This is a genomic window from Natroniella sp. ANB-PHB2 (assembly GCF_046097105.1).
Taxonomy (GTDB): Bacteria; Bacillota; Halanaerobiia; order Halobacteroidales; family Halobacteroidaceae; genus Natroniella.
Genome location: NZ_CP175562.1, coordinates 1,771,465 through 1,783,290 on the forward strand (window position 1 = coordinate 1,771,465; position 11,826 = coordinate 1,783,290).

At 32.0% G+C, this 11,826-nt stretch carries 14 protein-coding genes; all 14 read right to left on the reverse strand.

Annotation, left to right across the window (positions count from 1 at the left end; genetic code table 11):
- Positions 1 to 5: 5 nt before the first annotated feature.
- Positions 6 to 752 (reverse strand): DNA repair protein RecO, encoded by a 747-nt coding sequence (gene recO / locus ACKF5P_RS08915; protein WP_408954856.1) that lies wholly within the window; start codon positions 750 to 752, stop codon positions 6 to 8.
- Positions 753 to 839: 87 nt separating this feature from the next.
- On the reverse strand, positions 840 to 1,523 hold the full coding sequence (gene deoC / locus ACKF5P_RS08920) for a deoxyribose-phosphate aldolase (protein ID WP_408954857.1): 684 nt from the start codon (positions 1,521 to 1,523) through the stop codon (positions 840 to 842).
- Between the two features lie 107 nt (positions 1,524 to 1,630).
- Positions 1,631 to 2,542, reverse strand: a complete 912-nt coding sequence (era, locus tag ACKF5P_RS08925) for a GTPase Era (protein ID WP_408954858.1) — start codon at positions 2,540 to 2,542, stop codon at positions 1,631 to 1,633.
- Positions 2,543 to 2,691: 149 nt separating this feature from the next.
- On the reverse strand, positions 2,692 to 3,150 hold the full coding sequence (locus ACKF5P_RS08930; protein WP_408954859.1) for a GNAT family N-acetyltransferase: 459 nt from the start codon (positions 3,148 to 3,150) through the stop codon (positions 2,692 to 2,694).
- Between the two features lie 2 nt (positions 3,151 to 3,152).
- On the reverse strand, positions 3,153 to 3,755 hold the full coding sequence (locus tag ACKF5P_RS08935; protein ID WP_408954860.1) for a DUF502 domain-containing protein: 603 nt from the start codon (positions 3,753 to 3,755) through the stop codon (positions 3,153 to 3,155).
- On the reverse strand, positions 3,736 to 5,031 hold the full coding sequence (locus tag ACKF5P_RS08940; RefSeq protein WP_408954861.1) for a hemolysin family protein: 1,296 nt from the start codon (positions 5,029 to 5,031) through the stop codon (positions 3,736 to 3,738). The genes ACKF5P_RS08935 and ACKF5P_RS08940 overlap by 20 nt, the downstream gene beginning before the upstream one ends.
- Positions 5,032 to 5,079: 48 nt before the next feature.
- A complete protein-coding gene (locus tag ACKF5P_RS08945; RefSeq protein ID WP_408954862.1) occupies positions 5,080 to 5,778 on the reverse strand; it encodes a diacylglycerol kinase in 699 nt (232 codons plus the stop codon).
- Complete coding sequence (gene ybeY, locus ACKF5P_RS08950; RefSeq protein ID WP_408954863.1) at positions 5,778 to 6,209, reverse strand: rRNA maturation RNase YbeY; 432 nt, start codon at positions 6,207 to 6,209, stop codon at positions 5,778 to 5,780. Before ybeY ends, ACKF5P_RS08945 begins: the two co-directional genes overlap by 1 nt.
- Entirely contained in the window at positions 6,193 to 8,325 is a 2,133-nt protein-coding gene (locus tag ACKF5P_RS08955; RefSeq protein ID WP_408954864.1) for an HD family phosphohydrolase, read from the reverse strand. The genes ybeY and ACKF5P_RS08955 overlap by 17 nt, the downstream gene beginning before the upstream one ends.
- Positions 8,326 to 8,348: 23 nt before the next feature.
- On the reverse strand, positions 8,349 to 9,287 hold the full coding sequence (locus ACKF5P_RS08960) for a PhoH family protein (RefSeq protein ID WP_408956648.1): 939 nt from the start codon (positions 9,285 to 9,287) through the stop codon (positions 8,349 to 8,351).
- Positions 9,280 to 10,509 (reverse strand): sporulation protein YqfD, encoded by a 1,230-nt coding sequence (gene yqfD / locus ACKF5P_RS08965; RefSeq protein WP_408954865.1) that lies wholly within the window; start codon positions 10,507 to 10,509, stop codon positions 9,280 to 9,282. The genes ACKF5P_RS08960 and yqfD overlap by 8 nt, the downstream gene beginning before the upstream one ends.
- Before the next feature lie 13 nt (positions 10,510 to 10,522).
- Positions 10,523 to 10,801, reverse strand: coding sequence for a sporulation protein YqfC (gene yqfC, locus ACKF5P_RS08970; RefSeq protein WP_408954866.1), 279 nt, complete (start codon positions 10,799 to 10,801; stop codon positions 10,523 to 10,525).
- Positions 10,802 to 10,995: 194 nt separating this feature from the next.
- Positions 10,996 to 11,439, reverse strand: a complete 444-nt coding sequence (locus tag ACKF5P_RS08975; protein WP_408954867.1) for a GatB/YqeY domain-containing protein — start codon at positions 11,437 to 11,439, stop codon at positions 10,996 to 10,998.
- A gap of 28 nt (positions 11,440 to 11,467) precedes the next feature.
- The gene (locus ACKF5P_RS08980) at positions 11,468 to 11,812 is read right to left on the reverse strand and encodes a histidine triad nucleotide-binding protein (RefSeq protein WP_408954868.1); all 345 of its coding nucleotides are present in this window, start codon (positions 11,810 to 11,812) and stop codon (positions 11,468 to 11,470) included.
- Positions 11,813 to 11,826: the final 14 nt, after the last annotated feature.

Here is an 11,826-nt window from a genome sequence, read left to right on the forward strand (position 1 = left end):
CCTCCTTAACTTAACTCCTTTAAACTCCGTAAAAAAACTACTGCTTTTAATTTACTATCGGTTAAGGTTTGAATATAATAAGGAATTATTCTTAACAACTCTTGGTTAATTTGATCAGTTATCCGCAATCTAAATAACTTTTTATAATCCAATTTCAGCAACTGCTCCATAAATTTTACTGTTCCTAAACTTATATCTTTAGCGGCAACATCAAAACAGTCAGCACAGACGACTCCTCCAGCTTGGGCATCAAATTTAAGGTCTTGACCTAATTCAGCATTACACTTAATACAGTCTTCTAAATGAGGACGATATCCTAATACCTTAAGCAGTTTTAACTCAAAGGCCTTGACTATCAAATCTAACTCATCAAACTGATCTAATAACCTTAAAGTCAATAATAACAGACTAAAAACTAAGCGATTCTCTTCCTTGTCTACTGTTAATTTAATAATTAATTCAACTATATAGGAAGCATAAGCCATTTTAACTAAATCATCACGTAAAACACGAAAATTCTCTTTGATATCACATTGGCTCAATTTAGCTAAGTCAGACTTTCCTTGATAAGCAATGACTTGATTATAGACAAAAGGTTGCATCCCTGCTGCTAAAGTGCTTTTCGTCTTTCTAACTCCATTGGCAACAACTCTAATCTTACCTTTTGTCTTACTAAACAATAGGACAATTTTATCTGCCTCTCCTAATTCATAATCCCTTAGCACAATAGCATCTGTAGTAAACAATGACATAATCCTCAATCCTTTTACTCAATAGTTTGTACTAAATCCCACCATAATAAACTACTAATCCATTATAAATAACCAACTTTGATTTAGCTATTTATCTACACCTGTCACAATTTCTATTCCATAACTTGTTCCCATTCTATTGGCCCCAGCATCTAACATATCTAATGCATCAGCAAAACTATTAATTTCACCCACAGCTTTAACACCTATCGAACGCCCTACTGTCTTCCTAACTAAGCTAATCTCCTCCATAGTAGCTCCTCTCGAAGCAAAACCAGTCGAGACCTTAATAAAATCAGCTCCATTCTTTTTAGCAATTTCAGAGACTTTTTTGATCTCATCTTCACTCAAATAACAAGGTTCTATAACTACTTTTGTGATAATATCTTTTGTAACACCTGCAATTTTAGTTGCATCTACAATAGCTTTAGTCTCTCTTTTAACAAATTCCCACTTATGGGATTTAATAGCCTCAATATTGAGTACTACATCAATCTCTTGAGCACCATTGTTGACAGCATCTTTAGTTTCATAAGCCTTAGTCTCAGGAGTACTACTACCAAGTGGAAAGCCAATCACTGTACAAACCTTAACAGAAGTATTCTTTAATAATTGTACAGCCAAAGGTACAAAACAAGGGTTAACACATACTGAGGTAAATTCATGTTCTTTAGCTTCATCGCATTTTTCTTTAACATCATAAACAGTTGCTATTGGTTCTAAAATTGTATGATCAATCATCTTAGCCATATCTTTAGGTTTAATCGCCACGATTACAACACCTCTACTTCTTTTAGTTATTTAAAACTAATCACTAAATTTAATTGATTACAAACTTAAATGTACTTTTTGACTTATCTTAATAAAGCATTCTTATTTTAATCCTTATATCCTAACATTTTCAATGCACCATCTTCATCACGCCAATCTTTTTCTACTTTAACCCATAGATCTAAAAAGACCTTAGTACTTAATAAACTTTCTATATCTTCTCTTGCTTGAATACCAATTTTTTTCAGCATCTTTCCATTCTTTCCAATTATAATCCCTTTTTGTGAGCTTCGCTCAACATAAATGTTGGCTCTGATCTCAATTAAATCCTTATCTTCTCGTTCTACAAAATCAATAATCTCAATTGCCACGGAATGTGGCACTTCTTGATGGGTATATTTAAGAATCTTCTCTCTAATTAACTCTGCAATAATAAATTGTTCAATCTGATCTGTTATCATATCATCTGGATAGTATTGTGGACCTTCAGAAAGAAAACCAATCATCAATTCTGTCAATTGCTCCAAATTTATTTCTTGCTTAGCTGAAATACTCAATAAATCATCAAGCTCCAATAACCTTTCATATTCCTGTATCCTACGGGCCAAATCAGTTTTTTTAATAGTATCAACCTTATTAAAAACCAATAAGATAGGAGTATCAAACTTCTCTAATTCACTAGCTATCCGTTTATCTTCAGCATTTGGTGAATAGTTCACATCAACCATAAATAAGATTAAGTCAATTCCTTTAAGTACATTATATGCCGTTCTATTTAAATATTTTCCCATCTTATCTTGAGGAGTATGAATTCCTGGTGTATCAATAAAAATTAATTGAGCCTCATCTAGTGTTAAGATACACTGAATTTTATTGCGTGTCGTTTGAGCTTTACGAGAAGTGATTGCTATCTTCTCTCCTATTAAATTATTAATCAAAGTGGATTTACCTACATTAGGTTGCCCAACAACTGCAATAAACCCCGATTTAAATCCTTCTTTTACCCCTAATTGCTCCATTATTGCTCTTCCCTTCTCTTAATAAATTTATATTTTAATGGTTATAACTTATTGTGCTATCATAAATTTAAATTTAGTTTTCCCTCACTAAATTTAGATATTCAATAATTAAATTCACTAATAAATTACCAGTTATGTAAACAAAATCATTATAAATCAACTTCTAAAATCACTCTATCTTCCCCCGGGCCATACTCATTTTTGCGAAACTCTTTCTTCTTAAAACCAAATTTATTTTGATACAAATAAATAGCTTGTTTATGACCAGGAGCTACTGTTAATTCCACTTTTTTAATACCATATTTCTCAACTTTAGCTAGAGAATAGTCCAATAATTGACTACCAAGCCCTCTATTACGATATCCATCAGCAATTACTAAACTGTATAGATAAGCACTATCTGCTTTAGTCATCTCTCGCATATAATATATTAAACCAGCAGGAGTACCATTAACATAGATAACATAAACCAACCCATAATGCAGCATCTGAACTAATCCCCAATAATTAAGAGCACCTTCACCAAAAGCATCCCGTTCAATTTCTACTACTTGTTCAATTACTGCTTGCTTATTGTGATCTGTTAACTGTTCAATCTCAACTACCACTATTAAAGCTCCTCCTTTTCAGATTTGGGTACAATTGTCCCTCCAGAAATAACCCACTTTAGCCCTTGCTCAATTGTCATATCCAAATAGGTTAAATCTTCATCATCTACTAAAATTAACATTCCTGATGTAGGATTAGGGGTAGTAGGTATAAAAACATTAACTACCTTCTTATTTAATTTATCTTGTACTTCTCCTTTACCCTCATAAGTCAAAAAGCCCAACTGATAAACTCCTTCTTTTGGATATTCAACTAAGACAACTTTACGAAAATCGGTCTTCTTTTTCAATAATAAAGCATCTAAAATTTGTTGTATAGTTAAGTAAATATTTCTAACAATAGGTATTTTAGTTAATAATCTTTCTCCTACATTAATCATTTTCTTTCCTAATACATTTGTTGCTACTATACCTACTCCTAAAATAACCAAAAAGGTAATTATAAAACCTAACCCATAAATCTCTCTACCAATTATTAAAATAATTAACGGACTAAAAATACCATCTACTAAATTTACTACTGTCAAAATAATATAAACAGTTGTCAGTAAAGGTAATAAAATAATCAACCCTGTAATCAGATAATTACGTATCTGCTTTAACATCTTCATCCTCCTGGATTTCTTCCAATACAACTTTATTAAGCCTTTTTAACCTTACTTCAGAAATTCTACGTCTCACAATTTTTTGCACAACAACCTTTAAATTTTGATATTCAATCTCTTCTCCTTCATCAGGAACATAACCTAACTTACTTAAGATAAAACCACTGATTGTTTCATAATCCTCTTCCGGTAAATCAATTTCTAATAATTCGTTAATTTCATCGATATCAACCCGACCATCAACCAAGATTTCACCTTTATCAATTTCTTTAATTAATTTCGTCTCTTTATCATACTCATCTTGAATATCCCCTACAATCTCTTCTAATAAATCCTCAATCGTAACTAAACCATCTGTTCCTCCATACTCATCTAACACAATTGCCATATGTATCTTCTCTTTTCTCAATTCACTTAATAAACTATCAACTTCTTTAGTAGCTGGAATATAATAAGCAGGCCTCATAATCTCTTTAATATCTGCTTCAAACTTTTCTTTCTTCAATAATAACAATAAATCTTTAGCATAAACAACTCCGACTATATTGTCAATAGTCTCATTATAAACTGGAATTCTAGAAAAACCTTTATCTATAATTATATCGATTAATTTTTCTGATGTATCATTAATTTCAACACAGATCATATCTATCCTAGGAACCATAATCTCTTTTACTAAAGTATCATCAAATTCAAAGATACTATTGATCATCTTCTTTTCATCACTCTCAATAGTGCCTTCCCTTTCTCCAACAGCTAAAAACTTTCTAATTTTATCTTCATTCACAAATGATTTTTTATCTATTGAATCATCTTCATTTCTTCTCATCATAAAGTTAGTCAAAAAAGTCAATGGTTTAATTAAAGGGGCCAACAAATAATAACAAATCTGAATATATCTAGCCACCTTCATTGAAAATAATGTTGCCTCCTTATTAGCAAAAGACTTAGGAGTAATCTCCCCAAAGATCAAAACAAATAAAGTAACTGCTCCAATTGCAATTCCTACTCCTTTGTCTCCAAAGGCCTCAGTCGCTAATGCTGTCGCAATCGAAGAAGCGGCTATATTAACCAGATTATTCCCTATTAAAATTGTAATCAATAATTTATCTGGTCTATTTAATAACTCATCTACAATTTTAGCTTTTAAATCACCTTCTTGTCTTAAGTGCCTAATTTCAACTTTATTAACTGACATTAAAGCCGTTTCTGCTCCAGAGAAAAAAGCAGATAAAATTAATAATATAAACAATAAAACTAACTCAATTGATCCCATACACCTTACGCCCCCTAACACTTCATACTGCTTGTGGAGTGTATAATATTATAATAATTGAAAAATTAAAATTGCTACTAGCAAACCAACAATTGCTCCACAAACAACTTCCCAGAAACTATGAATTTGACCTTCTATCCTACTTTGAGCTACCAGCAAACCTAATAAAAGTGATAAAGTAGCTACTAAAGCATCATTAGCTAATGTAGAAATAATTATTACTAAACAGAAGGCAACTGCACTATGACCACTAGGCATTCCACCCTGTAATGGTGTTCCTTTATTAAATTTTGATTTAACTACTATCGTTATTAACAATACCAATACTAAAGCTATAAAAGTCAGATGAATTGGTGTTTGATGTATTTGATATAATAGGTTCAATGTTAATGGCCTTAATCCTTTAAAAAAAATTATATAACCTATTATCAAGGCATTTATAGCTGTTACCAGCACAGCTCCTGCTGCAATATCCTTAATCAACTTGATCTTAGGACTAAAATCTTGACAAACCAGATCACTTAACTCTTCAATAGCTGTATTTATCATTTCAGCAAAAATAACTAATGTTATCGTCAAAAAAAGAACTAATAATTCTACTTTAGATAAATTAAATAAAACTCCACAGATTAAGGCTAAGATTGCAAATATAAAATGGATCTTCATATTCAATTCATCTTTTAAAACCCTAATTATACCTGTTATAGCATAGTTAAAGCTATTAATCAACCTTTGAATGAGATTCATCACTCCCTAGTTAATCCTAGTTTAGCTAGAATTGTTTCCTCCTTTTCACGCATAATCTCTTTATCATTAGGCTGGTAATGATTATAGCCTAGTAAATGTAACATTCCATGAACTACCAAAAAGCCAACTTCCCGGTGTAGTGAATGGTTGTATTCTGCAGCTTGCTGAGCTGCTCTCTCTAAAGAGATAATGACATCTCCCAATAATAAATTATCTTCTTGAGGAAAAGATAAAACATCGGTAGCTTCATTTTTATCACGATAGCGATGATTTAATTCTTTAATATTTTTATTATCGACCAAAGCAATACTAACTTCTTTATCTTGCTCACAGTTTTCTACTAGCACTTTTTTAACTACCTCTCTAATCAAACTTTCTAATCTTTGATCTAATTCTAACTTATCTTGTAAGTTATTAATCAGTATCTCCATTAGAAACTTCTTCCTCCTTTAAGTGTTGAGCAATATCATCAGGGTATTCAACTCGACTATGAAAAATTCCTTGCAGTATATTCACAAAAGAGTTTGCTACCTTATCTAAATCCTTCAAAGTTAAATCACATTCATCTAATTGCCCACTATTTAATTTATTTTTAATTAGCTCTCTTACTAAACCTTCTAACTTGCCAGGATTGTTCTGTACTGAAACATTTGATCTAACAGCTGCTTCTACCACATCTGCTAACATAATTAGTGCTGCTTCTTTAGTCTGTGGTTTAGGCCCTTCATATCTGAAGTCATCTTTATCCACATTCTTATATTTTTCATCATAAGCAGCTTCTTGGTAAAAGAAAGACACAAGACTAGTTCCATGATGTTGAGTAATAATATCTATTAATACCTTAGGTAGTTTATGTTCTTTAGCTAATTCAATCCCATCTTTAATATGGGAAGTAATAATTAAAGTACTCAGATTTGGTGATAATTTATCATGAGGATTCTTATCACCAATTTGATTTTCAGTAAAGAAATAGGACCGCTTAATCTTGCCAATATCATGATAATAAGCACCTACCCTAGTCAACAATGGATCAGCATTTACTTGGTCAGCAGCTGATTCAGCCAAATTACCGACTATAATACTATGATGATAAGTTCCTGGTGCTTCCACTAATAACCTCTTCAATAATAAATGATTAGGGTTAGATAACTCTAATAACTTAACTGGTGATGTTACCCCAAAAATATTCTCAACATAAGGTAACAAACCATTAGTTACAGTTGCTACCAATATACCATTTAAGATACCTAAAGGAACTATTCTTAAAAATCTAATTACTTCTAACGGACTTTTTATTAACAAAAAGGAAAAAATAGTAAAAGCACTAGCAGCACTAACAATAAATCCAGCTCTTACTAAATCAGATCGTTGACTTACTTTAGAAACACTATAAATTCCTGTTAAACCACTGATCATTGCTACTGCTACATCAATAATCCCTTCACCGCTAACTATTGCCACTAAAAAAGATAACCCAATCGTAAATACTACAGCTAACCTAGTATTAATTAAAATAGTAATAATAATCGATGCAGCAGCTACTGGAACAATGAAAGAGGGATATTCAATTGGTAGATAATTAGCTATATTTGCTAATAACAAAATAATTATTGGTAACAACCCTAATAAGGCCATAATCCCTTCATCTTTTATAATTTCAGCTTGGTACTGATAGATATAAAAAATAACACTCAAAAAAAAGATTAAGACAATTAATGTATATCCCAATAAACTAAAATAATTTAATCTATGATCTCTAAGTCCTAATGCTTCTAAAATTTTGATATCTTCTTCAGTTACTACTTTACCATGCCGAATAATAACTTCACCTTTATGAACAATATGTTTAATTGGCTCAACCTTCTGACGGGCCAACTCTCTTCTTTCTTCAGTCTCTTCCTGGTTAAAAATAAGATTAGGGCGAATAGCTTGGCTACTTATTTGAGAAACAATCTCATTATATATAGCCCCTTGCTCTAAATCTACTTTTTGTCGCTTCATCTCCTCTTTGACCTCTGTTAAAGAATCATCTCTAATCCCACGATTTAAATAACTATTTACTAAAGCTAAAGCATCTACTCTCATCTGAGCCAACTTTTCTTCACTTAACTGTAATAAATATTTTAACTCTGAAAAAGATAAATCGATAGTAGCCTCTTCTGTTACAACTTCAACCTTTAACTCCAATTCCTTATCTTCTAACTCCCTAGTTTCTTGTATCAGTTTAAAGAAATTCCTTATTTCAAGCTCTATTTCATCCCCTACTCTTCTATCTTCCTCATATACTTTTGATACAGTCTCTGCCGCCTCTTGTCTTCTTTCTTCAGTCTCTTCTTGGTCGATATATTCTATAGTTCTAGGTGCTATAATATCTCTTTTACTAACTTGTCCTACATCTACTCCTACTCTAGTTGGTAAAAAATTAATAATTACTATCGTTACTAAAGCAACAAAAATAAATAATCCCCAGCTAGATCTCTGGAAAGTCTTATCCTTATAAAAATCAATTCCACCTAATCTTCCCAGTAACTCTTTAAAAAATACCATTATATTCACTCCTAAAAGTATTACTAACTTTCATCATAAGCTTTAACAATTTCTCTGACTAATTTATGTCTAACTATATCTTGGTTACTTAAATAAACAAAACTAATACCATTTATTTGCTGTAATATACTCTCAGCATGGGCCAACCCTGATCCCTTTCTCGTTGGTAGATCAACTTGAGTAATATCTCCAGTAATTACTGCTTTAGAATTAGAACCCAATCTAGTTAATAGCATCTTCATCTGCTCTTTAGTAGTATTTTGTGCTTCATCAAGAATTACAAACGAACTTTTTAAAGTTCTCCCCCTCATATAAGCTAAAGGTGCAATTTCGATAACTTCTCGCTCCAATAATTTATTTACTTTCTCAACCCCTAAAATATCATATAAAGAATCATATAATGGACGCAAATAAGGGTCAACTTTTTCTTGCAGATCACCCGGTAAAAACCCTAACTTCTCTCCAGCTTCAATCGCAGGACGAGTTAAAATAATCCTTTTCACTTGATTACTCATTAAAGCATTAGTAGCCATTGCTACTGCTAAGTAAGTCTTTCCTGTACCAGCAGGACCAATCCCAAATACAATATCATCTTGGCGTAAAGCATCTAAATACATCTTCTGTCCTAAGGTCTTAGGTCTGAGTTTCTTTCCAGAGTTAGTAACTTGAATCACATCAGAATAGACCTCATGCAAAGAAAAGTTTCCTTCCTTAGCTACTTCAATCGCATACCCAACCTCTTTTTTAGTCAAATTATTTTCTCGTTGAGCTATCTTTTCTAACTCCTTAAATAATTTGGCTACTTTTTTTATAGTCTTTTTTTCACCGACAATCTTAACTAAAGTCCCTCTAGCAATAATCTCCACAGGAAAACTTTCTTCAATTAACTTTAAGTTTTGATCTTGATTACCAAATATAACTTGTGCTGAATGATTACTGTTCAATCTAACTTCTTTAGTCAACTTCAATTAACTCTTCCCTCCTAATTCCAATATCTTCTTTCACTTCTACTAAAGCCTTAATCCGAATCAAATTCTCTTGCTCTAAATTGATTAATTTTAATTTGCTATTTAATATCTTAGCCTCCTGAGATATCTTCTGTAATACATCATCTATTGCTCGTGCTTTAGCTATCTCTTTAGCAACCTCAACATCCTTAGTTGTTCTAAACTCTTTAAGCTCAATATATCTTCTTCTAATTAATTCGATAGGTAAATCAATATTCCTCCATTCAGGAAGAGATTTTACCTCTTCTTCAACCATAAATTGACTATAAGGGGGATCTTTTGGCCCGGTAATAATAAATTCTCTATTTTCAAATTTAATAATATTACTAGACTTACTATTGGCAGTAGCTTGTAAGAAAGAGTTATCTAACTCAACTTCAGCATAACCTTGATACCAAACATTCGCCTCAACAAGCCCCTCTGCCCTAACTTCCTTGGTATCTACTATTTCAACCTTTCCTTCTGCCTCTTCATCTTCTTCAAGTTTTTCACTCTTCACTACTACTTCCTTACTGATTAGTAAATCTCCTGCTTTAACTGTCATTCCTTCCTCAACAACAGGAGTTCCTTGTAAGACAATCAATTCATTAATAACTCCAGGTTTATCAGCAACTAAATCACTAGGAACAATCTCCATATCTATCAACTCTTTTTCTACCAACTCGACTACTAACTTAGTCCCTTGAAAATAGGCATTACTCCAGGAAAATTGTGGACTCTTCTGCAAAATCAACTCTTCTAGCCGCTCTAAATCAATACTCGATTTCAAAACCCCAGGACGAATTTTTAGCTCAGTTAATAATTCTTTAACTTCTTTTTTATTTTCCGTAGCTGCTCCTTCAATCTCAATAAAAAAAACAAAAGAAGATAGCGTGTAAATAGTTACTACTAAAATAACAACCCCCACTACTAACATCCGTCTATTTATTAATCTATTTATTAAAAAAGGCACTCCCCTTTTTTGTTCGATTTTAACTCTACAGCTTGAATTCCTAACATATTCTCTAATTTTTTTAAAATCTTTTAGTTTAATATTTACATAAATAATACCCTCTATACGAAGAACATTCCACAATTCTATATCATTTCTAACCAAATAGTTAATAAACTTTTCTAAATCCCTTCCCTGGATCTCTAGCCTAACATATCCTTTTAATAAATCATAGAGCCCTCTCAAAATATCTTCCTCCTTAATCTAACTCAAAACTCAACTCATTTATCTCTCCATTAATTATAAGATCATCTTTTTGCAACTCTTCAATTACTAATTCTTTACCTTCAACCAGCAATAGACCATGATAAATTCTAATCTTAATCATTTCAGGGCCATAATAAATAATTCCTCTATGATTTTCAATCAACAACTCCAAATTGCCTATCAAGACCAGCTTAGGTAAATTCAAAATAACATCCTGAGGAAGGTTAAATATTTCTGTGATTTTAGTTTTAACTTCTTCTTTCCTTCCCATATAAATTCCTCCTCGATTTACTTTATAAATATATGTAAAGAGGTAATCATTAATTACTAACTCTTAAACATCAATTCATTCTGAATTGATGTTTAAGATCAAGGCTAAATCAACCATTAAAAAGATAAAGTTTTGCTATTACTCAAATTAAAAAGAACCTATTATGTCGGACGACATAATAGGTTCTTTTTATTCTATTCTAAACGATCTCGTACTAATTGATTAACTAGATTCCCATCAGCTCTTCCTTTCACTTGCGGCATAATCACTCCCATAACTTGGCCCATATCACTCATATCTTGAGCATCAACCTCAGAGATTACTTCATCTACTAAGACTTCTAACTCTTCTTCAGTCAATTGTTCAGGAAGATACTCTTGCAAGATTTCAATCTCCCGCTTAAGCTTTTCCACCCTTTCTTCCTGTTCAGCTTTTTCATACTCAACTAGTGATTCTTTATTCTGCTTAACCAATTTAGCTAAAACTTCAACTATCTCTTGTTCAGTCAATTCTTTCCTTTGATTGATCTCTTGCTCTTTAATTGCTGCTCGAGCCATTCTAATTACAGACAACCTCTGCTTACTCTTATCTTTCATAGCAGATTTCATATCTTCTAATAACCTTTCATCTAATAACATTTTTTATTTCCTCCTAATTAAGACAATTTTAACCTGGAGGCCACTGCAAATTGCGCCCTCCTAATAGATGGTAGTGAATATGATCAACTGTCTGTCCACCAGCTTCATTGCAATTAGAAACTACTCGAAACCCATCTTCTGCAATCTCCTCTTGTCGGGCAAGCTGATTAGCTATTTGATAAATATGTCCTATCAACTTATTATCCTCTTCTTTTAAATCTAGTAAAGTAGGAATATGTTTTTTAGGCAGAATTAGAAAATGGACTGGAGCTTGTGGTTCAATATCTTTAAAGGCAATTACATCTTCATCTTCATAAACAATCTCACTCTCCATTTCTCCAGCAATTATCTGACAAAAAATACAATCTTCCACCTCTCCACCTCCTT